This is a genomic window from Bacillus sp. UNC125MFCrub1.1 (assembly GCF_000701305.1).
Taxonomy (GTDB): Bacteria; Bacillota; Bacilli; order Bacillales; family Bacillaceae; genus Bacillus; species Bacillus altitudinis.
Map to the genome: position 1 here is coordinate 251,525 of NZ_JNIG01000010.1, position 26,342 is coordinate 277,866.

The window sequence follows — 26,342 nt, forward strand, 5'->3', positions numbered from 1 at the left end:
TACATAATGTTTCTATTATATGATAAATGGACTGAGAAAAGATAGGCATTCTTAAAAATTGTGTTTGACGACGTAACCGAGCTGTTCGGAGAGCTTCTCGGCATGCTCTTTCACTTTTTGCTGCAGCTGAGGGATGACATCTTCAGTAAATCGTTGGGTCGGTCCAGATATGGATAAACATGCCTGCACTTCCCCATGAATGTTAAAGATCGGTGCCGCCACTGCCGCCGATCCGACTTCCCGTTCATCAATACTGCAAGCGGTATGCGTTTCAAGAATATGACGACATTCTTTTTGCCATTCCTCCATCGTCATGTGATCAGCCTCAGATGCGAAAACTTGCTGTTGAAACTCTTCGCTTTGGAAAGCAAGCAGCACCTTTCCACCAGCACCAGCGTATAACGGCAACTTCTCACCGATTTTCACAAGATGCCGAATCGATTGCAGCCCTTCGGCTTGTTCAATACATACCCTGCTTTTGTGATCGAGCACATACAGGTTGACGGTTTCCTTTGTTTCATCACGAAGTGTGTACATGAGCGGTTTTGCCAGTTCCCTCAATTTGATGGACTTCCCAGCAATATAACCGAGAAGATAAAGTCTTTGACCGAGCCGGTACTTCATTGTCTCTTGGTTCTTTTCCACAAAATGATTCATTTCAAGTGCCTTGAGCAGTCTCGTTGTGGTAGACATTGCTAAGTTCATCTCTTTTGAAATGTCCGTTAGCGTCAACTCTTGACGTTCTTCGCTAAAGCAAGAAAGAATATCCAAAGCGCGCTGAACGGTACGCAATCCTGATTCTTCTTTTGACTTCTTATCAGCCATGTTCACTTTCTCCTTTTCCCCTTTGATTTCTTATCGACATGATTGACCAATTTTGCTATAATCCATTTTAAATGTTCCATTAAAAGAAAACAAATTCCACTGTACGGAATAAAACCAATAGATGTTTTGATGGAGGAGATATCATGATCTACCTGCTCATTTTCACACTTCTTATTAGCTTATACATCGTTCATCAACTATTCCCTGCTCCCATTCTCTCCTATTTGGTTGGTCTGCTGGCGGCTGCTTCGCTCATCATTTCCTTTAAGAAGGCAAGTGGGCTTTATTTGAAAACGGGTGCTATGTTTCTCTTGATTGGATTGGTGTTATTTTTCTGGTCAGAACAGCCTTTGCATACGCTTTTTCTTCATTTTCATTCCATGCTAGGCTTGCTTTCTTTATTTTTCATGTTGCCATTTATTCATTCTCTCATACATGTTGGACATTTCGATACTCAATTAAATAAACTGCTTACTTTACATACAACGAGTACAAATCAGCTTTATCGCAAGAGTTCATTTGTCACTCATGTTCTTGGCATGTTTTTAAATATCGCAACGATTCCCTTATTATATACATCCTTGAAACCATCGCTGAACGCCCTTCAGGAACAAATCAAACAGCACCTTTATACGCGCAATCTTTTAAGGTCATATGCGCTATGTCTTAGCTGGAGTCCTGTCGAAGTACTGGTGAGTGTCACCATTGATGCAACCAAATTGAAATATTATCAGATTGCACCCGTTACGTTTTGTTTAATGGTGCTTGTGCTGTTGACGGATTGGTTGCTGTTTTCTCGTCAAAGCAAACGATTGCCGCATATCATCCAGCCGGCGGAAGCTCACTCCAACCCTCATCGCATCAAGAGAAAAACCCTTCAGCTTGCTTTTATGCTGCTCAGTTTTATGACAGTCGTTTCGCTTGTTGACGCCTGGATTGGGAAAGGTTATCTGTTCGCTGTTGTGCTGACGATTATTCCTTTCGCTCTATTATTCTCGTCTATCATCAATAAACGAAAACAATATGTAGCCGTCGCTATTCCCCATTGGAAAGAACGGACCCGCCAGCTCTCCAATTATATGTGTCTATTTTTAAGCGCAGGCTTCTTTGTCGATATGCTGCTTGTCACAAACAGCCTGCAGCCGATTCAAGCATTTATCGTCAGTATATCAGATCATGCCATTTGGGTTTATGGGGTCATCGGGCTGTATTTTCTCATCACCGCTCTTTGCGGTTTTCACCCGCTCGTTTCGCTTGCTCTATTAGTGAGCTTGATGGCACCTGTCATTCATGAACTGCCTGCCCTTCCCATCGCAATCATGCTCATTATCGCTGGAACCTCAACGGTCATGTTTAGCCCATATAATGTATCTGTCTCCCTATTAGCCGATTTGATGAAGGTCAATCCTTACCGAATCACTCGATGGAATATCTGGTTTGCTGGTTTTTATATCAGCATGGGGATCGCATGTGCAACGATCATCACCGTCATCTTTTATTCATAGAAAAAGAGAACCCTATGAGTTCTCTTTTTCTTGCTCTCTATTATTTTAATTGAATCCGTTCAATCTTACCTACAATAAAGATATACGACAACGCTCCGCCTAATGCCACTAGGCTGACGAATAAAATACCGCCGTTGTAAGAGCCTGTCGCCGATACGATGAATCCGATAATCAGCGGGGTGATGATGCCGGATAAGTTAGCAAAAAAGTTAAATACGCCGCCAGCCAGACCGACCATTTCTCGTGGTGCCACCTCAGACAGCATGGTCCAGGAGATATTAGACAGTCCTTGTGCAAAGGAAGCGATGGATAAAATGGTCAGCACAAGCGGGATATTCGTTGTAAAATTCGCTAAAACAATGGTACTTGTCAGAAGCAGACCGACCACAACCGGCAGCTTTCTCGCTACATTGACCGATACACCCTTTTTAAGCAACCAGTCAGACACATAGCCTCCAAACAGCACCCCAAAGAATGCAGCGATGTATGGCAGGGATGCCGCAAAACCCACTTTGAGAAAGGCCATATTTTTCGCCTCTGCTAAATAGGTCGGAAACCATGTTAAAAAGAAAAAGAGGGTAGACGCAACAGAAAATTGACCAATATAGAGTCCAATCAATTTACGATATTTTAAAAGTGCGGCAAAGTCTGCCCATTTCAGTTTCTCCTGTGATGCCACTGTCAGCCCTTCGCCTTGACGGATCAATTCTAACTCATCTTCATTGATCTTCGGATGCTCTTTCGGTTCGTGATAATACTTGTACCAAAAGAAAGCAAATATAATACCGAGCGCACCAGCAGTGATAAAGACGGTTCTCCAATCGAAAGTTGTCATGATCCAAAAAAGAAGAGGTGTCGCAAATGCAAGCCCCACATACTCTCCAGCGGTATAAACCCCTGTTGCAAATGCGCGTTCCCGCCTTGGAAACCATGTGGTCACAATGCGGTTATTCGCAGGAAATGCGGGAGATTCTGTAATTCCGATAAACAAACGGCAGCCAAATAAGAAGGCAAAGCTGTTCGCAAACGCCTGTAAACCGGTGAAAATAGACCAAGTAATGAGTGATATTCCATACGTTACCTTTGATCCAAACTTATCAAGAATAAAGCCGCCAGGGATCTGCATGGCTGTATAGGTCCAGCTAAATGCTGAAAAGATGAGGCCTAATAAGGCAGGGTTTAATTGCAATGAAGACTGAATCGCAGGTGCAACAATGGATACACTGGCTCGATCAATATAGTTAATAGCGGTAATAAAAAACAACAGAATCAAGATGCCGAAACGAGCTTTTGTTGGTTTCGCATAAGCAGGCCGCAAGTCGTTCCCCTTCAGTTCTGAATGCACTTTCATAACCATCCTCCTTTGTTTCCGCAGCGTGCGGATCGGTTGAGTGTCTTAAATGACCCCTTTTTCTTCTAACTGTTTACACTCTTCTTCTGTGAAGCCAAGCATTTTCGTTAAAATTTCATAATTATGTTCACCTAAATCAGGCGCAATATGGCGGATACTACCGGGGGTTTTTTCAAACTTCGGAATGATCCCAGGCACCTTCACTTTTCCAAGTCGCGGGTGATGCACCTCGACAATATTTTCTCGTGCTTTAAATTGCGGATGCTCAAAGATATCCCGAATGCTTAGAATCGGACTCACAGGCACACCATGTGTATCTAGAATGTCTAGGACGTCATCTCTTGTTTTGGACGCAATCCACTGCGAGACGATCGCATCCATTTCATCGTTATGCTTCAGCCTGGCTGCATTCACAGAGAATTTCTCGTTCTCAAGTAAATCTAAGCGATTCATCGCCTCTGCCAATCGATTAAAGGTCGAATCTGTACTCGTCACAAGAACCAAATAATGCCCGTCCTTTGTCTCATAGGTGCCGGCAGGGCTTGAATGACCGCTTAACCCTGGTGAACGCTCACGCACCTTTCCTAGCTTGTCATATTCAGCAACCAAAAATTCTAACATGCGGAACACAGATTCATAGAGAGCCAAATCCACCATTTGCCCAGTTCCTTCTGAATGTGTGTCACGGTAATACATCGCTGTCACAGTGGCAAACGCCACATAGATTCCTGCGATATAATCCGTAAGGGAAAAGGAAGGGCTGACTGGATGCCGATCTGGAAACCCTTGAATATATGTAAAGCCGCTAAACGCCGTCGCAGGTGTACCAAATCCCGCCTTGTCCTTAAACGGACCGGTTTGCCCATAACCCGAAACACGAATCATAATTAAACGAGGGTTGATTTCTTTTAATACATCGTACCCAACGTCCCATTTTTCAAGTGTTCCTGGACGAAAATTTTCAATGATCACATCAACCTGCGCTGCAAGCTTTTTAAAAATGTCTTTTGCTTCTTCTTTGTGCAAATCGAGTGTAAGAGATTTCTTATTCCTTGAAAGCCCTGACCATCTCAAAGGTTCACCATCTGCAAAAGGGCCAACATGCCGCAGTGTATCCCCTTTTCCGGGAATCTCGACTTTAATGACCTCTGCACCGAAATCCCCTAGAAGCACCGCGCCGTATGGTGCAGCAATCATCGTAGAAACATCTAATATTTTGATTCCTTCAAGCGGTGTATTCTTATTCATTGCTTGACTCCCTTTCATTCAATTGATAAAGGGCTAAAATGCTTTCTATTTTAGCCCCTTTTCTTCTTTCTCTCGTGCAAGGTTTTTTTAGTCCTTCGGAAGCTGCCCTTGCGGTGTATAGAGCCAAATCAGCCATAAAGGTTCGTCCCCTGTGTTCACATGCTGATGTGAGACACCATCTGGAATAAACATAAAGTCATTTTGTTTAAATGATTGTCTTTCTCCATCGCAAATGACTTCGCCAGACCCTTTAATCACATAATCAAATTCCTCTGAACCCGGGTGATTGTGTACCGAGCTTGCTTCGCCCGGCTCAAAAATAGTGAGACCTGCCATCATATGCTCTGACCCTACGGTATCTGGTGTGATCGTTTGAAACACTTTCCGAATCATTTTCTCTTCTGGATGATCTAAACCTAACCATAATGGATGACCGTCTTGAAATGGATTTAATACTTTAATTTTCATTGTTGATTCCTCCCTAGTCATGTTTAGTTCACACTGACATGTGAACGTTTTGTATTTGGTGAATAAATATCATTAATGTTCCAATGTCCATCAGTAGGCACTGGATCATTTTTCATCGCTACATCAATGACACATGGCTCCTGAGAAGCGATTGCTTCAGCCAAAGCTTCTTTGAATTCAGAAGCCGCCGTAATTTTGATCCCCTTCATCCCATAACCTCTTGCAATGGCTGCAAAATCAGGCGAATAGCTTTCTCCATCTTTTCTAAAAACAGTGCCGTAAGTCGTTTCATAGTGTGCCATTTGCAAGCCGGCGATCGTCCCAAACGCACTGTTGTTCATCACAATCCACACGACAGGAATGTTTTCTTCCATGGCTGTTGCGAGAACAGATGGATTTTGACCGAAACCGCCGTCCCCAACAAGTGATACAACGACACGGTCAGGTTGGGCAATCTTTGCTCCAAGTGCAGCAGGAGCGCCAAATCCCATCGTCGCAAAACCACCTGGGGTTAAAATAGTGCCTGGCGTGTATACAGGAAATTGCTGTCCGACCCCATTTTTATTCCAGCCAACATCGGTTGTAATGAAGGCATCAGGTGGCAATACTTCCCGCACTTCCTGCAAAATACGCTGTGGTTTCATTGGGAAAGACTCGTCTTGAATATTCGTCAAATTGCTCTTCTGAAATTCCTCACGATATGCCGCAATGTCCTTTTTCAATTGAGGGCGATCCAGACCTTCTGGCAGCCTTTCTTTCGCCACACGATTAAGTACAGTCAGCGCCTGCTTGAGATCTGCTACTGCTCCAATTTCCACAGGATAATTTCGGCCAATTTCATTCGGATCAATGTCAATATGGATGAGCTTGGTTGATTGGAAATTGAACGTATACTCCGATTCCCACGAACTCGCATCTGCTTCAGCAAAACGGGTGCCTAATGCCAATATATAATCCGCTGCTTTACACTGATCATTGATAAATTTCGTCCCCCAAAACCCTGTCATGCCAAGGGTCATTGGATGATCATCTGGCATCGCCCCTTTCCCCATCAAAGAATGGGCAACAGGGATACTCAAATGATCAGAAAATGCCTTTAACTCTTCTGCTGCATCGGCTAGTAAAATGCCTCCCCCTACATATAAAAGCGGTTTGTCTGCCTGCAGCAATCGATCTATTATCCGATTCGCTGTTTGATCATCAATAGATGGTTTTTCAACGGTTTGTGTATGATGAGCGATTTGTTCAAATAACGACACATCTAAGTCTTTTGAGAACACATCCATCGGAACTGAAATCAGGACTGGCCCAGGGCGGCCGCTTTCAGCTAACTGAAACGCTTTTGATAAAATTTCTGGAAATAATTCTGGAATGTCGACTCGCCATGCTCTTTTCACAAATGGGCGATAAATTTCGTATTGAGAAGCATCGGAATGAAGATTGATTTCTTGGTGTGGGTGCTTTCCGTAGTAATGACTTGGAACATCTCCTGCAATGACAACCATTGGAATGGAATCGAGTGCGGCATTCGCTACGCCTGTTGCCGCATTGGTGAGTCCAGGACCTAAGTGACTGAGCACAACAGCCGTCTGTTTTTTCGCTCGTGCATAACCGTCTGCTGCATGCGCCGCTATCTGTTCATGTCTAACATTCACAAATTGAATACGGCTTTTTTCTAGGGCTGATAAAAAAGCAATATTCGTATGACCGCACAGACCGAAGATATGCTCAACTCCTCGATTTTCTAAATACTGAATGACCTGTGTAGATATATTCTTCTTCATGTTTCTCTCCTCTCACGGTGCAGCTATGAATCTGCTACTCACTGATTCTTTGAAAACACAATCGATAGAACGGTATTCAAATCCTGTATCGCAACTTGTCCAGGTGCTGAGCTTTCTTTCCCTACAGCAAAGGTCATGACAGACCCAAAGAGTCCACCTACCATTCTTGTGAAGGCGCCATATTCCCCCATCGCCATCGAAATAACGGGGATGGACAGATGCTTTTTCGCCTTGCCTGTCGCAGAGAGCAGTGTCAGTGCATCCTCATAGGAATGCGGCATGACGGCGATCTTTGCAATGTCGGCACCGACCGATTCTGCATTGGTGAATAGTTCCACGAGCCGATCCGCCTCCGGGGTACGCTGGAAATCGTGGTACGACACAATCAAGATGACCCCGTTTCTCTTAGCCGCCTGACTGACTTGCTGGATATGCGAGACATCATGCATTAATTCAAAATCAACGGCAGCCACAAGCTGAGTGGCACAAAGCTCGACAAGCAGGGAAACCTTTTCATCCTCTGAGAGTGAGATGCGTTCGCCGCCCTCTTTTTCAGAACGAATGGTGAATAAAAATGGGATGCTACCTGCCTTTTCAATCATCCCTTTCAGGGTGGTGATGACTTGTTCCTTGTCATTGAGGTGATTGAAAAAATCCGCTCGCCACTCTATCACATCAGGCTTCTTCTCAGCTAACACCTCAACTTCAAGAAACAATTCTTCCTTTGTTTGTCCAATGAGCGGCGTACAAATCATTGGCTGACCGCCTGTCTGCGCACTTTTCACCTTTTGCTGAAAGACATTCACGTCCATCTGCCCCCTTTATAGACCATTTGGCAGCACAACCATTTTGGTTTCGGTCATCTCTTCGATGGCGAAACGCGGGCCTTCCCTTCCAATACCGCTTCGTTTAATCCCGCCATATGGCCAGTGATCTAGTCTGAAATTCGATGTCCCATTGATGACTACGCCACCAGTTTCAAGCTCTTTTGCTGCGTGTAACGCAACATCTAGCTGATTCGTAAAGACACCTGCCTGCAAACCATATCGACTATCGTTTGCTTCTTTGATTGCCTCATCCAGCTCCTCATATGGGAGAATGCTGACAACTGGACCGAACACTTCTTCACAGACGACCTTGGCTTGTTTTGGCGGGTTTAGCAAAATAGCCGGTGTGATGCTTGCGCCATTTCGTTGTCCTCCAGATAGAAGCTCGGCACCCATTTTCTCTGCCTCTTGTATCCATGCCTCCACACGTTTTGCTGCCTGTACATCAACCATACAGCCGATATCACTTTCATTAGACAGCGGATCTCCAACGACGAGCTGTTCTACTTTTTGTTTAAGTGTCTCAGTAAATGTCGACAAAATTTGCTTGTGAACATAAATTCTTTGAACAGAAATACAGCTTTGACCAGAGTTGCTAAAGCCCGTTTTGGCACAAAGAGAGGCGGCTTGCTCGATATCTGCATCATGATGAACAATCGTCGCTCCATTTCCTCCGAGTTCCAGCAGTACCTTTTTTAATCCAGCAGAGTTTGAAATATGTTCTCCGCCCACCGCACCGCCAGTAAAAGAAACAAGATTGGTTCTTTCATCAGTGACTAACTGCTTGCCGGCGTCTACTCCTCCAATCACAAGCTGCACGCTCTTTTCTGGAAACCCTGCTTCAAGCAGGAGCTTAACAAACGCTGTGGCAACAGCTGATGTTTGCGGTGCTGGTTTTAAAATAATGGCATTCCCTGCCGCAAAAGCTGGACCGATTTTGTGACAAATTAAGTTGAGAGGCGCATTAAAAGGCGTAATCGCCAGCACAACCCCAACCGGCACTTTAAATGTCATCGCCATTGCTCTCTGTCCACGGGAAGATACATTGCCAGGAATAGTCTCACCGATTAGTCGATTGGCTTCTTCGGCTGACTGCGCCAGCGTTTCAATTGATCGTGAGACTTCATCTCTTGTATTTTTAAGCGGTTTGCCTAATTCTAAAGAAATGAGTTTTGCAAAATGCTCTTTTTGTTCTTCCAATAAGGCGGCTGCCTTTGTTAGAAGCGTTGAGCGTTCTAATGCTGATATTGCCGCTATTTGTTTTTTAGCTTGCTGCGCAATAGAAAGCGCTTGTTCAATATCTTCTGAGGAGGCAAGATAGGATGTACCGATGCTTTCCCCAGAGTATGGATTGATGATATCTTCTTTGCCATGGTTTGCATCCAGCCATTCGCCGCTTATATATGACAACGCTTTCAATTCACTCAAATTTTCTCACCCTCCTTCAAGTGACGCGTCCCGACCCCCGCATAACGAACCAGTCTTTCTTCATTCGGACAAGGGCCTTTCACTAGGGCACCTTTTGTCAGCTCTTCATATGCATGCGCCACGATGCCCATTCCTCTCGATAAGGAAAAGATGCCTTTTGCCGCTTCAGCTGGAATGTTTAATTCACATTGGATCGCAGCAGATACACCATCTATGTTCATCGTGATTTTTTTCCCTTTTAATTGTTCTAGTTCATGTCTAATCGCCTCAGCTAACCGTAAGTATGTTCCGCTGATATCACCTTGCTGCACATATGTTTGACTCAGCTCATACAGCCGTCTCACTCTCGGATCATCATCATGCAGCTGATGACCGATTCCCGGAATTTTTTCCTTGCGGGCTAACCATGTCTGACATACTTGCTTTGCAGCAGACTTGATATCCTTGTGTTCATCATAGGCTGCTTTGGCTTCGTATAACATACGCATCGCCTTTTCACCGGCTCCACCATGAATATCACCTAATAGATTCACCCCTGTTGCAACAGAAGAATTAAACGAAATGCCGCACGTAACCGCCATTCTTGCCGCTGCAATAGACGGTGCCCTTGGCCCATGATCCGCACCTGCGACCAGAACACTTTCAAAAAGAGCTGCCTTCGAATCATCTAGTAATTCACCAACAAGCAGTAGATAAAGCATTTGTGGATACGATAATTGACCAATAAGCTCTTCAATTGGATAGCCCCGAAGTTCAATTGAATTTTTTTGAATATGACTAATCTCAGTCTCCCACCAAGCGCCTCCTTCTTTGTATATTTCCAGTGCACTTCGATTTTTCATTGTGTGAATCATTCCTTTAGCCACTTATTTGGAGATGAACGACTCCTCTAATTCCGTCTAGTGGAATTCAATTTCACTTTTTGGAATGTGTTTTCATTGTAAGCGCATTCGTTTTTATCGTCAATCATTTTTTCTGAAAATACTGTCTTTTGAAGAGAAATTAAGTGAATCGAACTAATTATTTCACCACTTATTCTTCAATTCATCCTTTATTTAGTCAAACAGACTTATGTAGATCGTTCTACTAATTAATGAACCATTTCCGATTCATTCTGTCAAATCCAGCTGAAATTTGACATAAAAAGACCTCTCCATCTTCTGGAGAGGTCACTTATTTTATTTCCACCAGTCATCAAACATAGAAGCTGGTACTTGACGTTTATGTTCTGATTGAACATAGCGTTTTTCAATCGCTTCTGCTGCTTGATCTGAAACTGGCTTTCCTTCTAAGTAATCATCAATTTCATTGTACGTAATACCAAGTTCTGTTTCATCCGTTTGCTGAGGCTTGTCATCTAGCAGATCGGCTGTCGGTTTCTTTAAGTATAATCGCTCCGGCGCCTGAAGGGTCTCAAGCAGCAACCGTCCTTGGCGTTTCGTTAAACCTGTGAGCGGAAGGACATCTGCACCGCCATCCCCATACTTCGTGAAAAAGCCCGTCACAGCTTCGGCTGCATGATCCGTTCCAATGACAAGTAAGCCTTCCTGTCCACCGACGGCATACTGTGCGATCATTCTCATGCGTGCTTTGACGTTCCCTTTATTAAAATCAGACAGCGCACCGCCTGTTTCCTTTTGGTATTGTTCACTGAATGCCGTCACGGCAGGCGCGATGTCATATTTCCAAGACTTGTCCGGCTGAATAAATGATAGAGCCAGCTGCGCATCGTCTTCATCCTGCTGCGTGCCATGCGGAAGACGGACTGCAATAAAGACAGCATCCTCTTTTCCTTCTTGACGAAGCTCACTTACAGCAAGCTGAGCGAGACGGCCGGCAAGCGTTGAATCCTGTCCGCCGCTAATACCGAGAACGAATCCTTTTGCACCGGTCTTTTTCAAGTAAGCCTTTAGAAATCCAACCCGTTTTTCGATCTCCTGCTTTGGGTCAATTGAGGGCTGCACATGCAACTCTTGGCTGATTTTTTTCTGCAAACTCATACACTTTTCCTCCTAAGCATCCTCTACATGAAGAGAACAGGTTTTACTTCCAATTCAATTGGTTTACCAACGATTTTAGCCACTTTATTATATCATGTTTTGATAAAGGATATTTTTTAGACGTTCCCCTTTTTCATAAATGATCAAACATTCACAAACGAAATAGACCAAGCCGCTTTGACTGGTCTCTCCTTTTCAATCGATCTCCACTCGGATGGATGTACAGCTTGAACCATTGCATTTTCCAATGTCGGCAGGACATGCAGACACCGCGACAATGAGGTCCATTTCTGCACGCAGGCGGATGTAATCACCGGAGAGCGATTTTGGCAGCTCGACAGACAACTTTCCTTTGTCATCAATGACTGTATTCATAAAGACATTAAAAGGATAATACATATCCTCTTTTGGAATCCCGAATGGCTCAAAGGCTGTCCTGAGATTATCGTAGCATGTATGCATGACCTCTAGGTGCGTACGCCCATATAAGAGTTGATACATTTCTTGCCGGCACGCAGGCATATATAAATCATGACATTCAACTGTATCTTCAATGACCGTAAACATTGGTTTATATAAATTAGAATAAAGCTGATCTCCCTTTTTCACCTTGGAAGAGAACAGGCTGTCCATTGTAGCGCCTTGATCAAATTTTTCATAAAAATCCTTTTCATGATAGGCCATCACATCTGCTACTTGCTGCCCTTCGACATCAACCACTCGCATACATTGTCCTTTTCCTAACCGAAAACCAATCCCATCCTTTGGTAAAATCACGTATTCTCCGTTCATCACATGCACTCCTTTCCATGTTGACAGTATGCCCAAAACGTCCTCTTGATCATGTATAAAAAAAAGAGGCGGTCACAAGCTAATGCTATTGAATCAGAAAGGTGTTGCACATGCATTGAAAGAAGAACAATCTTTATCTTGGTGGCAGCTTTCTCTTATCGGAGTCGGCTGTACAATCGGCACTGGTTTCTTCCTTGGTTCCAGCATCGCCATTACAAAGTCCGGTTATTCCGTCTGTATTTCATTTTTGCTTGCGGCAGTCGGCACATATCTCGTCTTTAAACACCTGGCTGCGATGACAGCCGAAAACCCAGATAAGGGATCATTTTGTTCCTATGCCCGAAAAGCCTATGGGCGCTGGGCGGGTTTTAGTAATGGCTGGGTGTATTGGTTTTCAGAAATGCTCATCACAGGGAGTCAGCTGACGGCGATTTCTCTTTTTACTCGTCACTGGTTTCCATCCATTCCACTATGGGTGTTTTCAGCGATTTATTCCGCTCTTGCCCTGCTTGTGATTATCATTGGGCTTTCTTCTTTCCAAAAGACGGAAAATGTCCTTGCCGTACTGAAGACCGGGGCGATTCTGCTGTTTATGATTCTTGCCGTTCTTGTTTTATGTGGCATTCTCACAGAGCATAGGCCCACCCTTCATCTTCCAAATAATGATCACGAATGGATGCCGCTCGGTCCGCTCGGTCTATGGAATGGGCTAATTTATGCGTTTTATGCTTTCGGGGGGATTGAAGTCATGGGGCTGATGGCGGTTCATTTAAAAGACCCGAAAGACGCCGCAAAATCTGGACGTGTGATGCTGATCATTCTTGCTGTCATTTATATCGTCTCCATCGGACTTGCGCTTTTGCTTGTTCCAGTGACAGCCTTTAACGAGAATAGCAGTCCATTTATTACATCACTGGAGCCATTTCATTTATCGATTTTCCTTCATATTTTTAATGGCATTTTCATTATTGCGGGGTTTTCCACATTGGTTGCCTCCCTCTATGCGGTCACAACACTGCTCGGCACGATGTCGGAGCATCAGGATGCACCTGCTTGTTTTAAACAAAAAGAACCATCTCATGTCAGATGGTCTTCAATTCTTTTAACTGCTGCAGGGTTGATTGTCTCGATTTTGCTGGCACTCTTTTTGTCCAAACACATTTACGAGCATCTCACAACGGCAGCCGGTTTAACTCTTTTGTACACATGGGTGTTTATTCTGCTTTCAAGCAAAAAACTGTCAAAGCCATCCACTCGCCAAACGTGCGAAATGGTTCTTGCCCTGATCTTAATTGGTGCAGCTGTTTCAGGTACTCTGACAGAGGCAAGCGGACGACCTGGCTTTTTTATTAGCCTTGGAATCATTGCTGTCATTGGCATCATGGTACTCTTTATGAGAAAAAAGTGGAAACAGGATCAGGCCGCATCATAATTTCATCATGTTTTTTAAAGCAGTAAATGGACATTTGGCGGAGGCTGGTTTCTCCGCCTCATCATCTGAAAGAAAGTATTGTTTCCATTCTAAATTTTTCTGATCCCCATACCATTTTAATGCTGGGTGTACATCTACTTGATCATACGCCTTCAGCCTCTTCCGAACGAGTTTACTCATTTTTTGACCAAATGTGGTGGAACCGTTCATCTTTTCAAACACCCACCTTGGTTGAAAGGCCCACATCACATAAGGAAAATGACGGCTTTTTCTTAGCTTATGCGCTGGTGTCGCGCATAAAATAAAATAAGGCTCCCCATGAAAACAAAATTCCCATTCATGATTTTCAGGATCTGATGGAATTTCCTCTGGCCATTTCATTTCATCCTTTTGATGTAATTGCTGAACCATCGACCAAAACTGCTCCTCATACTCTTCGAGCGAATACTCCTTCATATCCTGCGGTGTTTCAAAAAAGCAAATGAACGAAGCATATTGACCGGTTTCCCTAGAGCAGCTTTGGTATTCCCTTAAAAGCTCTGCTAATTCATTCACGGCCTCTTCTCCCCGCGGATCACCGACAAACCCATAACGCAAATGATCGAGAAAAAATCCTTGTCTGCCTGGTACACACGGAAATGTATCTGCCTCATCCCCTACCATCTCTCCAAACTGTGTGAAGGCATCCTGCTTCCATTCTTCGAGTGATCGTAGATTTTGATCAAGGCAACTTTTTGCATACAGCTGGGCCATTTTTTTCCACCTCGTTTTAGCGTCTTCTCCATAGCCTATGAGGAGGAAAAAGCTGTGGTGACTGTCCTTCAACGACTTTCACTGGACATTCACAGGGTGGTTGATTTGCCGGATGAAGCAGGAATTCACTTCCATTTATCTAATCATGTATGAGTATGCTTCTGCATATCATCATTTAGCCGCCTCTATCTAATAGAGTCGGTCATCATAAAAGAAATGGGTGAATGACATGCGTCTTCTTTTTCTCCATCCGATGTATCTGATCTTATTTACACTACCAGTGATGGCTTTCCTTTGGGGATTTGTTGGTTATCTGCTATTTAAACGGATATGGCCTGTCCTCATATTAACGTCTGTGATCTCGATGATTTTCATCTTCGTTTATACTGGATTTGACCTTAGCAATCTATACTGGGTCCTTCTGATGACGGCTCTTGCTTTTGTATCAAGCGGATGCTCGAAGGTCATACACGTTCATGTTCAAGAGAAAAAACGGGAAAAGCCTTTATGATTGATTCTTCTTCTTTAAAAAGACTGAATCAAGCAGCCAATAAATAAAGGCCGCGCAAAAGCTAAATAGATAAACTTTGTAGCTAATAAAGACGACAACACCATAATCAATCCATAAAGCAAGCGCCGAACAAACCACCCACGCCCCGATAAAATAAACCAATAAATCACGGCGTCGAAACTTCTCAGGATGACGGTGTAAAACCATTTGGATAGGTGTAGCAAATAGGACATAAGCGATCAAAATGAAAAGACTGGTGACCTCCACATAACTGAATCTGGATTCAGGTGGGGCAAACAACATGGTATAAACGAATGTCGCTGTGATCACAGACAACATCAGCATACACACATAGTTGAATGCTGGCAGGAACATACGCATGGCAAAAACTCCTTCAATTTTATGTATCTTCCATCATTATTGAAGAGTGTCCTATTATTGTCAAATATGAAAAAGGGCTAAAATGATTTAGATTTTAGCCCTTTTTCTTATCAACCATTCTATCCAATGAGCGCCATGATCCCTTGATATCCAAAGTAAGCACCGAAGCCGAGTAAAGAGAGACCTGCCAGAACGGATAAGCCGTGCAAAATCCGTTCATTTAAATATCGTCTAAACGTACTGGCGAGCAACGCCATACAGAAATCCCATAAGAGCATGCCGATGAAAATAGCAATGCTGTACATCAGCATTTGAGATGCCCCGTACTTTTCAATCGTATTGGCTAAAATACTGCCATAGATCCCAAGCCAAAATAATATACTAAGCGGATTGGAAAGGGAAATGAAAAATCCCGTCATGAACGAATGCCCGATCGACGTGTTTCCTCCGTCCTTCTTTGGGCTTTCATGCAAATTGATTTTACGAAGGCTTTCAATACCGGTATAGGTCAGAACGAAAAAGCCGAACAGCCACAAAAAGGTTTTCACAAGAGGTGCAGTCAAAAGCTGGGCGACACCAAAATAGATGAGGATCATATAGACAATATCCGCAGCCATAGCCCCCACACCAAAAATCCAAGCGTGCCAAAATCCACTTTTAATCCCTCTGTCGATTTGGGCTGCATTGACTGGCCCAACAGGCGCTGAAAGTGACAACCCTAAAAAGATATAACCAAAAAACACCGCCACATAGACGTCCTCCTTTTGATGCTGACTTGTACATGTTATTCACGCTTTCGTTGTTTTAGTACAAGTCCTTCGTCACCTTTTCTGAAGATAAGCTATACAAAAGGAGGAGCCACCAGATCAGCTGCTTATCGATCTGCTTTCATCGCCGGCGGCTGTGTGGGTATGGTTTCTTTTTTCCGAGATCGATTCATTTGAATGGCAGCCGCAAAAAGGAGAACAGCTAAAAAGGCGAAAACAAAGACGGCGCTTGCCGCACCTGCCCACTCAAGGCTAAACCCAATCAAAAAGGACAAACAGGCTCCACCTAAACTAGCGGCGGCAATAAAATAACTCGTTGCCTCGTCGATGGCATTTTCAATCATTAATGCAGAAGCCGTCAAGGCAATGGGAAACATGCCAGCTGCGCACAGACCGATGAAAAAGATAAGAATCAGCTGCGCAGCGATGTGGGTGGCTAGAGCAAATACGGCGAGCAGCACAATCATCAGCGCTGCGCTTAGTTTTAAAAAACGCAGCGGATGCAGCTGATCGGCTTTTCTCGCAATGACAGTTCTGCCAATGACGATCGCTGTCCAAAAAGTAGAGACCGCAAAAAGACCCCAGTTGTCTCCCCCTTTTTCCAGCATGATCGACGGTAAAAAGTTCGCAAAGTTCGTTTCAATTCCTGCGTAGAAAAACGCAAAACAGATCATAAGCACCACAATCATTCGATTCCCTCGATCAAACAGCAAGGACGGTTTCTTCATGTCTTGAACAGGAGCCGCCATCTGCCCACGAGGGAGTTTATTCATAAAGGTAAGCCAGAGCATAAGGAAAAAAGTCAGTGCACCGACTTGAAATAAAAATACATAATGCCACGTTTCCTCTGTCACAGTCAGCAGAATCAATAGAGGAAATAATAGCGCACCTAATCCAAAAAAGACCTCCATGATGCTGATTCGCTTTGCACTGTTTGCCATTGAAATGACATACGCCCCGGCCGTCGTCTCAAGACTGCCTGCACCGCTCCCAAGGAAAAAACCTGCCACCACAAGAATCGTCCAGCCCGGCACTAAAAGGCCAAGAAGAAGCGCTCCGATCATCAGCAGCAATCCCATCGTCAGAACAGTGCCATAGCCTTTTTTCCTCACAAGAATGGGCGACAAAAGAACGCCTGTCAAAAAACCAATAAACTGAAAGAAGATTAAAGAAGATAATTCCCCAGGACCCTTATCATAACTAGACAGCAAATAAGGCGTTAAACTGCCAAAAAACACATGAATGGTCCCAATAAAAAAATAAAAGATACAACCAAAATAAAACACCTTTTTCATCTTTTCACTTCCTCTAAAAAGGAGCGGAGTCATGATATCCTCCGCTCCACCTCTTCATTAATATGCACGGGCAGAGACGACAGCCTCTTCCCTCTCGAAGCATGTATTCAGCGCAGCCTGCGCGCGATAACCATCTTCAAAATCAGCTACCTTCATATGAGATGGATATGAGTTTGTATTTACCCAATGCATCAGCTGATCACGGAATGTATCAGACCATCCATAAAATTCATTCGGCGGATCTGTCAGCAATGTTTGCGGCATTTGATGACGCTCTACACACAAACCATCACTGATCTCATATTCGTTTTTCATGTTTGTATGGTATTTAAAAACCTTGTCATGCCCCACCACTTCTACACTAAATCCACATTCCTCGGGCTGCGTACTTTTGGACGTCACCAAATGAAAGAACACTTGATTCTCCATTTGCCCAAAAATTTCGGTATGGTCATCGACCTGTACCTTTTTCTCTTCCTTTTCCTTTACATGTGTCAGCATCTTCGTATTAAGGGATTCTTTTTTCATTTCACTGCCAAATAAGTACCACAGCATATCAATCAAATGAATCCCTAAATCTCCTAATGCACCGCTTGTACGCAGACTTTCGCCGCTGTCTCTCCACGAAAATGTCTTTCTTCTAAGGGCACTATTTTTCTTAAAATGTGTCCGTACTGTCAAAACGCGTCCTAATTCACCATTGGCGATCAAGTTCTTCAAAATATTCACAAAGGATAAATAGCGATAGTTAAAGCCCATACTGGCTTGAACCTGGAACTGTTTGGCTGTCTCCACCATTTCCTTCGCTTCTTTTAACGATACAGCCATCGGTTTTTCACATAAAATCGGCTGTCCCGCTCTAAGTGCCTGAAGGGCATGGTCCTTGTGACAGAAGTTAGGGGAAGCAATGATCAATCCATCTGATGCATCCGCTAGTGTTTCGATACTGGCATACACCCGTCCGCCGTACTGTTTAATAAATCCTTGTGCGACGGATTCGTGCAAGTCATAGACCCCAGATAATTCTGCACCTTTGATCGTTGATAAGGCTCTAGCATGTGCTTTTGCAATATTCCCTGCTCCAACAATTCCAATTTTCTTCATGAATGTGCCTCCTCATGTTTATACATCACTGTTTTCAATGTTTCATAGATTCCTTTTGCATACCCATGATGACAAATTTGATGATGGTGCCGTTTGGCTTCGGCTGTTGCATTTTGGACAAGAAAGCCGTGCGTGACGGATTGAAGCATCCGCAGGTCATTCCCACTATCACCAAAAGCAAAGCCCTTATCTTTTGACAGGTTATATTGATTCAGCATAAACCGAACGATTTCATCCTTCCCTGTTCCCACTGGTAAAAAATCAACGTCATAGCAATCCGCAGGGTCACCCGCAAGTGGGTTGCATTTATTGATGTTCACCGCCACACCCCGCTCCTTCGCAAGTGTTTGGATGAACGATAGATGATGGAGATCTGTTCGTTCATCCTGCTCCTGATAATAGAAATTCTTTTTATACCCAGAGCTGCCTAGCTGCGTTTGCGGCCTAAGGGTGATCCCCTTTTCACGTACGGCTTGCAGAATATCTTCAATTTTTTCGTCTGAAAAGCCCTGTGCATCAAGCCGTTTCATCCATTCTGCATCCGGCTGTCCAAATTTCCCATTTGATGTATACACGATTTCAGTTCCTAAATTCGACGCAATAAAATGCGGGAATTGATAGAAACCGCCTTTCTCCATTTTGCTCGTAACAGAATCGAGGCTGCTTCCCGTCACCCAGCCCAGCATGAGCTGTCCGGCTTCGCTCTTTTCTGCCACAAAAGCTTCCAGGCACTTTACATCCTCTCTCTGCTCCTCGGTCATTCCGTGAGAATAATAGGTTTCATCGAAATCACAGAAGACGATCCACTGCGGATGTTGCGGTTGATGCACAAGCTTTTTATTGAATGGAAGATTTGATAACATGATGGACCCCCTCGATGACTTTCTCCTGATCTTGCAGCGGCATACCTGGATAAAGCGGCAAATGGAGTAATTGCTGTACGGCTTTTTCCGTATGTGGTAGTTCCGTTTGTCTATACTTTTGAGAAACAAGATTCGTTTGATGCTGATGCGATAAAATTGGGTAATAGACGTCTGTTTCTATGCCCATTTCTAATAATTTCTCTGCCAGCTCATCTCGGCTTCCCTTCACCACTCTGATCGGGAATAGATGCCATACATGATCGTCTGTCAGCTTCGGAAGCTTAATATAGCCTTCGTCTTCCAGCGTTTGCAGCTGATCTATGTATCTCTTTGCCAAGTAAAAGCGTTTAAAGTTTTGTAAACCTAAATATTTCATTCGTTCTAGCCCGATTGCGGCCTGTAAGTTATCAATCTTAGAATTAAAGCCATAGTCACTGCGCTTCACGTTTTTCTTTCCTGGTTCAAAACCGTGATAGCTGATTTCCATGCATTTTTCTGCTAGTGCTTCATCATTTGTCGCGATGGCTCCTGCCTTCCCGCAAACTCCAAGGTTTTTGTAAGGATTAAAGCTGAGAACAAGTCCATCCCCAAATGCCCCAAGCCCGCTGCTGCCAATCGCCTGACAGCCATCCTCAATGATCGATAGACCATGCCGTTTCGCAATCGTCGAAATGGCCTTCATATCCGCTTGCTTTCCATACAAATGAACCGGGAGAATACATACTGTCTTATCTGTGATATGCTTTTCTATTTCATTCGCCGCTAGGCAGTAGGTGTCTGGATCAATATCGGCATAGACTGGAATCGCACCAATCGCAAGCACTGCATTTTCTGTTGCAGCAAAGCTGTTGGCAGGTAGGATGACCTCATCTCCAGGATGGACACCTGCTGATATTAAACTGATCATCAAGGCATCTGTTCCACTTGATGTGGCAATGACATATTTTTTCCCTAAGTACGCTGCGAGCGTCTTTTCAAACTTTGGAATATAAGGGCCTGATGTAAAACGGCCTGAACTTAATACTTCTTTCAGTACCTGCATAATATCATCGATTTCATCCTCCGAAATCAGTTTATCGACCGGCAGGAACGGTATCTTTTTTTCCTTATTTTGTTTATAATGGAAGAGAATTTTTTCCAAACCCGTACGCGCAATATCTTGCTCAAGGAACGCAGCAAGCTTATCATTCGCTAGATTCTTTTCAACTGAATCAGCCTTTACTTGAACACCTTGATTGATCATATCCAGCAACGGTAGATAATCCTTGCTTTTACCTGATATCTTCGTCAATATTTGCATTCCATTCCCTCCAATTAATCAATTCCATTTGTTAATATTTAACTTGTTTCACATTGTAAATGATGTTATCGATTTCAGAACAATAACTTTGTGTAAAGGATTTGTTAATATGTGTACAATTTATGAAATTGCCAAACGCTGCGGGGTTTCAACGACCACTGTTTCTCGGGTGCTGAACAACCATCCATATGTATCAGAAGAAAAGCGCCAGCACATTTTACAGGTGATGAAGGAAATGGAGTATACACCAAGCTCAGCAGCCCGCACCCTTCGGTCACATCAGACAAAAACCATTGCTGTGTCTGTTCCAGCTGTGGACCATCCTTTTTTTGCACAATTGATTAAAGGCATTTCAAAGGAAGCACTGGATCAAGGGTATAAAGCGATCGTGCTTCAGACGTTTTATCAAGAATCAGTAGAATTTGAAGGGCTTCAATTATTAAAAAGAAAAGAAGTAGATGGTGTCATATTGGGGGCGTTAGAAAATAAGTGGGCAACAATCGAGCCATTTTTAGCAAACGGTCCGATCGTCATGGCAAATGAGTATCATCAAACAGCAGACATTCCGATTATCGGATATGATGAGCGGGAAGCTGCCTATAAAGCGGTTGACTACTTGATTCAATCAGGGCGTACATCCATTGGATTTTGCTTTGATACAGAAAGCAGCGAAGCGCAAAAACAAAGAAAGCAAGGCTATCTTGATGCGCTTTCTGATCACGGTTTGTCGCTTAAAGAAGATTGGCTGTTTGGCGAGGCTTTTACCATTGAAGACGGCTTTCGTTTAATGGACTTAATCCACCGGATGCCGGATGCGCCGGATGCGATTTTCACCGGCAATGATCAAGTGGCAGCAGGCCTCATTAAACAAGCCATTTCATATGGATATGACATTCCTAAAGATTTAGCGGTGATCGGTTATGACAATCAAGACATTTGCGAGGTGACAGCTCCAACGATCACGACCATCGACATCCCCATCGTCGAGCTTGGCCAGCAGTCTGTAAAACAAATGATTCAGCTGCTGCAAGATCAAAAACCATTACAACGTGAACATATTCAGCTGCCTACTCGGCTTGTCACACGAGAATCTACATAAAAAAAGACTGAGAAATCTCTCAGTCTCAGCGTGTAGACAAACCCTCGCATTCTTTGTCAGTCCTGCGCTCTGGTGCTCACGAATGCCGAATTCGCTCCGCTCCAGTGCTCGTCCTTCCTAGACTGCAAAGGTTTTCTTTCACGCTGAAAAGAAGACAAAGGGCTAAAAAAAGTACATTTTAGCCCTTTGTTAACAATCTGAAGACTGAGAAATCTCTCAGTCTTTCATTTTTCAATCAATCGATCAACCTATACAAATTGAGCAAGAATGAATGTCCATATACATACGATGCCGAGCAAAATGAAGCTGTACTTCACTGTTTTTTGGAAGAGCTCAGATTCTTTACCTGTTTCTCCAACAGCTGCTGTTGCAATGGCAATAGATTGTGGAGAAATTAATTTCGCCATCACACCGCCGGTCGTATTTGCCCCGATTAACAAACCTGCCTGAGAGCCGATTTGAGAAGCGGTGACTGCTTGAAGGTTACCGAATAAGGCATTGTTACTCACAACAGATCCCGTAATAAATACGCCGATCCAGCCAAGCACTGGGCTGACAAGCGGGAATAAATCGCCTGTTTTAGCAAGCGCTAGTCCGATAGCAGAACTTAGGCCTGCAAAGTTCGCCAAGTTGGCAAAGCCCATAACAAAACAAATCGTAAGAACAGGGACCCAAAGCTCTTTGACCGCTGCATTCAAGCAGGCAGACCCTTCTTTTAATGTAATATGTCTGCTGAACAATCCTGTCAGCATCACCGCAATTAGAATGGCGGTACCTGTTGCACTAATAACATCAATTTTAAAGATCGCATCAATCGGTGTTTCTGTTTGAGCAATTGGCGGTAATTTCACAATTTGCTGATGCAGAAACGGCATTTTCACTAAAATGGTTGTCCAATTAAGCGGGCCTCCCTCAGCAAACAATGCTTTAAATGCAGGCAGACTCCATACTGTAATGACAGCCGTTAAGATATAAAACGGAGACCAAGCCTTCAGCACCTCAACTCCGCTAAACGTTTGTTTTTGTTCAATGGCCGGCGCGCCTTCTTCACGGTAAATGTGTTTTGGCTGCCATTTTCGAAGAAATAGTGCCAGAATTCCCATACTCGCTAAAGCTGAAATAATATTGGCAAGCTCAGGACCCATCGTGACCATTGTAACAGCCTGCAGAATCGCGTAGCTTCCACTCACAACAAGCAAGGCTGGAAGCGTTTCTTTGATCCCTTTAAAGCCGTCTACAATGAGAATCAGCAGAAACGGGATACAGAAAGAAATAAACGGAATGGTGTACACAAGGGTTTGAGACAGCTCAAGCGGCGTCATATTTCCCATTTGCGCCCCTGTAATAACCGGGATACCTACTGCACCAAAAGCGCCAGACGCAGCATTCGCAATCAAACAGAGCATTGCGGCTTTTAGTGGTTTAAACCCAAGCTCTGTTAAAAGAGCGGCACTAATCGCAATCGGTACACCGAATCCAGCGGCTCCCTCTAAAAATGCGTTAAAACTAAAACCAATTAATAAGAGCTGTAACCGTTGATCTTGAGAAATTCCTGCAATACTAGAACGAATGACATCGAACTTTCCAGACTTCACAGCAATTTTATAGAGCCATACGGCCATGATGACGATATATCCAATTGGCCACAGCCCATTAGATACACCGAGCACCACAGCAGATAATGCTTTTTCAATTGGCATATGAAAGAAGAAAACAGCTGTTACAAAACTGACGATCAAGGTAAAACAAGCGGCTAATACACCTTTTAACTTAAATACAGTCAATGCAAGTAGGAAAAATAAGATTGGAAGCATGGCCACCAATGCACTAACGAACTCATTACCAAACGGATCATATATTTGTTGCCACATAGTGATTCATCCTTTTCTGCTCAGATAGGTTGCCTTTGATTGATTAAAAATGAGGAGCTAAAATCTCTTTTAACACATTTACACTGCGAGCGAATTTTTCTTTTTCTGTGTCATTCAGTGCGAGCTCCATCACTTCAGTTGCACCATTTCGATTCACGAGGGCAGGTACACCAATGTAGACATCTTCTGCTCCGTATTCTCCATCTAAATAAGTGCTGACAGTCAAAATGCTGTTTTCATTGTGCAAAATGGCTCTAGTAATACGGGCTAAACTCATCGCTACGCCGTAATAAGTCGCGCCTTTTTTCTCAATGATTTGGTAAGCGGCATGACGGACATTTTCCATGATGTCGTCTAAATCTTCTTGTTTGTATTGGTCATTTCTCTTCATTAATTCTGTGATCGGTACACTTCCGATATTCGCATGGCTCCAAACAGCAAGCTCTGTATCCCCATGCTCTCCAATGATGTAAGCATGCACATTGTGCGCCGCTGCTTCAAAGTACTCACTAAGCATGTATCTGAATCTTGCCGTATCAAGCGTTGTTCCACTGCCAATCACTCGTTCTTTTGGCAGTCCGCTGAATTTCCAAGTCGCATATGTCAAAATATCAACTGGGTTCGTAGCAACTAAGAAAATACCATCGAATCCGCTTTTCATCACATTGTCTACAATGCCTTTAAATATATTTAAATTTTTCTCAACAAGGTCAAGTCTCGTTTCACCTGGCTTTTGGTTTGCACCAGCACAGATACATACAATGTCAGCATCCTGACAATCCTCATAATCTCCATACCAAGTATTCACAGGATGCGGGGCGAATGCTTTCCCGTGGTTTAAATCCATGACGTCACCCATTGCTTTATCTTGATTCAAATCGATGACAACCAATTCATCTGTGATCGCTTGATTTATTAATGTAAAGGCATAACTGCTGCCGACAAAACCTGCTCCAATAAGTGCTACTTTGTTTACTTTTTCGTTTGTCATTTATCTCATCCTCCTGAGTAAAACTAGGTTGTTTTTTATATGTGAAGTATTTCACATTCTTATTGTGCAATACTTCACAAACTTTTGCAAGGGGATTGCTCAAAAAAATAATGTAGCCATTTTGTGAACACTCTTATTGTGGTTTTAAACCGCTGTCCCCATACATTTTCTCATAAGAAAAAAGCTGCCAAACACTCTTTGGCAGCTTCTTTCTTATTTAATAAGGTCCCCAATTGATCATGACACCGATACAAATAAAGACAAGGCCGATGACGAACCAAATGAGCGCAAGCGGCACCATAAAACGCAGCCATTTCACGTAAGGAATCCCACTTGCAGCCAAGACAGCCATCAGCACACCTGAAGTCGGATTCACGCAGTTGACCACCCCTTCACCGAGCATCACTGCTTCTACCGCTACTTGTCTCGTGATACCCATTAAATCAGCAAGCGGCGCAAGAATCGGTATAAAAACAACCGCTTCCCCTGATCCTGATGAAATCAAAAAGTGAAGGAGCGCACTGGCGATATACATGCCGATCGCACCAGCGATTGGACTAAACCCTGTCAGCATACTCGCAAGCCCATTCACCACAGTATCAAGCAGCTTGCCATTTTCTAAAATGACTGAAATGCAGCGTGCCATGCCGACAATGAGTGCGCCGTATACAAGGCTTTGACAGCCGACAATAAACGTTTTTGCAATATCATTGGCAGCTAATCCGCCAAGCAGGCCAGCAGCAATTGCCATGAAAATAAACACACCAGCCATTTCCTTATCGGTCCAGCCAAGCTGAAGCGCACCATATAAAAAACCCCCAAGCGACAAACCGCACACCGCTAAAATCAGCTTATGTCTGCCGGTGAATTCAGGCTTGTCCACAGATTCCGCATCAGCTCCTCCAAGCCCTTTAGCAGGAAACCACTCGTCACCAAGCAGGCTTCCCTTTTCTTTATTTTTCAGGCGTTTTGTATATAAATAGATGTACACAATACTAGATAAGAGAAAACAAAGATAAATGATGACACGTAGACCAATACCAGAAAAAATCGGCAGTTCTGCAATCGTTTGTGATAAACCTAATGGAGATGGAGACAAAATGGTTGCGTTAAAACCTGCATAACAGCCGATGTAAATAACCGCCGCTCCCGCCACTGCATCCCACTTTAAAGAACGTGCCACAATAATCCCAATAGGAATAAAGCCAATGACCGAGTTCACCACAATTCCGGTCGTCCCAAGTACAGAAAACAATCCACCAACAATACAAATAAACAATAGCTGTTTCGTTTGGAACCGGCTGATGACATTGTGAATCATCCCGTTAATGGCACCTGTCTTTTCCAAAATCGCAATGGTTCCGCCAGTAAAAAGAATCAGAAAAATAATAGAGGATGAACCAACCATCCCTTCTTGAATCGCTGTAAAAAAACCAACCGGACTAACTGGTGATTGATCAATACGGTGATAACTGCCAGGAACAGCTGTTGTGATCTCTCCTGACGTTTTCCGATCAAATTCACCGGCTGGTACAAAATACGTTGCGATCGTACAAATTAAAGCAATCATAAATAAGAGTACATACGCATCCGGCATCTGAAGTTTTCTTTTTTGTTTCTCAGGTGCTGATACTGTCGCTGTTTTCATCTGTCAAAACCCCTTTGTCCCGATCGGAATTTCACTTAATTTTCTGAATAATCAAATGATGTGTTATATTATAAACACTGATGATATTTAAGATCAATA

General features: G+C 43.6%; 23 protein-coding genes. 3 read left to right on the forward strand and 20 right to left on the reverse strand.

What is annotated here, in order from left to right; all coding sequences use genetic code 11:
- Window positions 1-51: 51 nt before the first annotated feature.
- Window positions 52-825 (reverse strand): IclR family transcriptional regulator, encoded by a 774-nt coding sequence (locus tag N521_RS06425; protein WP_017366579.1) that lies wholly within the window; start codon window positions 823-825, stop codon window positions 52-54.
- A 143-nt stretch (window positions 826-968) separates the two neighbouring features.
- Here N521_RS06425 and N521_RS06430 point away from each other — a divergent pair, with 143 nt between their 5' ends.
- On the forward strand, window positions 969-2,330 hold the full coding sequence (locus N521_RS06430; RefSeq protein ID WP_035390512.1) for a hypothetical protein: 1,362 nt from the start codon (window positions 969-971) through the stop codon (window positions 2,328-2,330).
- Between the two features lie 40 nt (window positions 2,331-2,370).
- Here N521_RS06430 and N521_RS06435 read toward each other — a convergent pair whose 3' ends face one another.
- From N521_RS06435 to N521_RS06475, 9 genes are all read right to left on the reverse strand, one after another.
- The gene (locus N521_RS06435; RefSeq protein ID WP_008342087.1) at window positions 2,371-3,681 is read right to left on the reverse strand and encodes an MFS transporter; all 1,311 of its coding nucleotides are present in this window, start codon (window positions 3,679-3,681) and stop codon (window positions 2,371-2,373) included.
- Between the two features lie 45 nt (window positions 3,682-3,726).
- Window positions 3,727-4,929 (reverse strand): CaiB/BaiF CoA transferase family protein, encoded by a 1,203-nt coding sequence (locus tag N521_RS06440; RefSeq protein WP_035390514.1) that lies wholly within the window; start codon window positions 4,927-4,929, stop codon window positions 3,727-3,729.
- 87 nt (window positions 4,930-5,016) lie between these two features.
- On the reverse strand, window positions 5,017-5,397 hold the full coding sequence (locus tag N521_RS06445; protein WP_008342095.1) for a cupin domain-containing protein: 381 nt from the start codon (window positions 5,395-5,397) through the stop codon (window positions 5,017-5,019).
- A gap of 23 nt (window positions 5,398-5,420) precedes the next feature.
- Window positions 5,421-7,181: a thiamine pyrophosphate-binding protein gene (locus N521_RS06450; RefSeq protein WP_035390516.1), complete on the reverse strand. Its 1,761-nt coding sequence runs from the start codon at window positions 7,179-7,181 to the stop codon at window positions 5,421-5,423.
- Between the two features lie 38 nt (window positions 7,182-7,219).
- Window positions 7,220-7,993 (reverse strand): type I 3-dehydroquinate dehydratase, encoded by a 774-nt coding sequence (gene aroD / locus N521_RS06455; protein ID WP_035390518.1) that lies wholly within the window; start codon window positions 7,991-7,993, stop codon window positions 7,220-7,222.
- Window positions 7,994-8,002: 9 nt separating this feature from the next.
- Window positions 8,003-9,436 (reverse strand): aldehyde dehydrogenase family protein, encoded by a 1,434-nt coding sequence (locus tag N521_RS06460; RefSeq protein WP_035390520.1) that lies wholly within the window; start codon window positions 9,434-9,436, stop codon window positions 8,003-8,005.
- Entirely contained in the window at window positions 9,433-10,290 is an 858-nt protein-coding gene (locus N521_RS06465; RefSeq protein WP_081832182.1) for a citryl-CoA lyase, read from the reverse strand. Before N521_RS06465 ends, N521_RS06460 begins: the two co-directional genes overlap by 4 nt.
- 324 nt (window positions 10,291-10,614) lie before the next feature.
- The gene (gene nadE / locus N521_RS06470; RefSeq protein WP_007498287.1) at window positions 10,615-11,436 is read right to left on the reverse strand and encodes an ammonia-dependent NAD(+) synthetase; all 822 of its coding nucleotides are present in this window, start codon (window positions 11,434-11,436) and stop codon (window positions 10,615-10,617) included.
- Window positions 11,437-11,631: 195 nt separating this feature from the next.
- Window positions 11,632-12,228 carry a DUF1989 domain-containing protein gene (locus tag N521_RS06475; RefSeq protein ID WP_035390696.1) on the reverse strand — a complete coding sequence of 199 codons (597 nt, stop codon included), beginning with the start codon at window positions 12,226-12,228 and terminating at the stop codon, window positions 11,632-11,634.
- Between the two features lie 82 nt (window positions 12,229-12,310).
- On the opposite strand from N521_RS06475, the gene N521_RS06480 reads away from it, so the two are divergent.
- Window positions 12,311-13,660 (forward strand): amino acid permease, encoded by a 1,350-nt coding sequence (locus N521_RS06480; protein WP_035390523.1) that lies wholly within the window; start codon window positions 12,311-12,313, stop codon window positions 13,658-13,660.
- Here N521_RS06480 and N521_RS06485 read toward each other — a convergent pair.
- From N521_RS06485 to N521_RS06520, 7 genes are all read right to left on the reverse strand, one after another.
- On the reverse strand, window positions 13,655-14,413 hold the full coding sequence (locus N521_RS06485; protein ID WP_035390524.1) for a YqcI/YcgG family protein: 759 nt from the start codon (window positions 14,411-14,413) through the stop codon (window positions 13,655-13,657). The two genes, N521_RS06480 and N521_RS06485, sit on opposite strands and share 6 nt — an antisense overlap.
- Before the next feature lie 505 nt (window positions 14,414-14,918).
- Complete coding sequence (locus N521_RS06495) at window positions 14,919-15,305, reverse strand: UPF0715 family protein (RefSeq protein ID WP_035390528.1); 387 nt, start codon at window positions 15,303-15,305, stop codon at window positions 14,919-14,921.
- Between the two features lie 119 nt (window positions 15,306-15,424).
- Complete coding sequence (locus N521_RS06500; protein ID WP_008342111.1) at window positions 15,425-16,054, reverse strand: LysE family translocator; 630 nt, start codon at window positions 16,052-16,054, stop codon at window positions 15,425-15,427.
- A gap of 125 nt (window positions 16,055-16,179) precedes the next feature.
- Window positions 16,180-17,367: an MFS transporter gene (locus N521_RS06505; RefSeq protein ID WP_035390530.1), complete on the reverse strand. Its 1,188-nt coding sequence runs from the start codon at window positions 17,365-17,367 to the stop codon at window positions 16,180-16,182.
- Between the two features lie 57 nt (window positions 17,368-17,424).
- Window positions 17,425-18,471, reverse strand: a complete 1,047-nt coding sequence (locus N521_RS06510; protein ID WP_007498302.1) for a Gfo/Idh/MocA family protein — start codon at window positions 18,469-18,471, stop codon at window positions 17,425-17,427.
- Entirely contained in the window at window positions 18,468-19,334 is an 867-nt protein-coding gene (locus N521_RS06515; protein WP_035390531.1) for an HAD-IIB family hydrolase, read from the reverse strand. Before N521_RS06515 ends, N521_RS06510 begins: the two co-directional genes overlap by 4 nt.
- Window positions 19,309-20,634: a DegT/DnrJ/EryC1/StrS family aminotransferase gene (locus N521_RS06520; protein ID WP_017358580.1), complete on the reverse strand. Its 1,326-nt coding sequence runs from the start codon at window positions 20,632-20,634 to the stop codon at window positions 19,309-19,311. Before N521_RS06520 ends, N521_RS06515 begins: the two co-directional genes overlap by 26 nt.
- 109 nt (window positions 20,635-20,743) lie before the next feature.
- Between N521_RS06520 and N521_RS06525 the strand changes: the two genes are divergently transcribed.
- Window positions 20,744-21,733: a LacI family DNA-binding transcriptional regulator gene (locus N521_RS06525; RefSeq protein ID WP_035390533.1), complete on the forward strand. Its 990-nt coding sequence runs from the start codon at window positions 20,744-20,746 to the stop codon at window positions 21,731-21,733.
- A 248-nt stretch (window positions 21,734-21,981) separates the two neighbouring features.
- Here the strand turns inward: N521_RS06525 and N521_RS06530 are convergent, their stop codons facing one another.
- The 3 genes from N521_RS06530 to N521_RS06540 form a co-directional block, all read right to left on the reverse strand.
- On the reverse strand, window positions 21,982-23,604 hold the full coding sequence (locus N521_RS06530) for an L-lactate permease (RefSeq protein ID WP_035390535.1): 1,623 nt from the start codon (window positions 23,602-23,604) through the stop codon (window positions 21,982-21,984).
- A gap of 43 nt (window positions 23,605-23,647) precedes the next feature.
- Complete coding sequence (locus N521_RS06535; RefSeq protein ID WP_008342118.1) at window positions 23,648-24,595, reverse strand: L-lactate dehydrogenase; 948 nt, start codon at window positions 24,593-24,595, stop codon at window positions 23,648-23,650.
- A 217-nt stretch (window positions 24,596-24,812) separates the two neighbouring features.
- On the reverse strand, window positions 24,813-26,243 hold the full coding sequence (locus N521_RS06540) for a YfcC family protein (RefSeq protein ID WP_007498311.1): 1,431 nt from the start codon (window positions 26,241-26,243) through the stop codon (window positions 24,813-24,815).
- Between the last annotated feature and the right edge of the window lie 99 nt (window positions 26,244-26,342).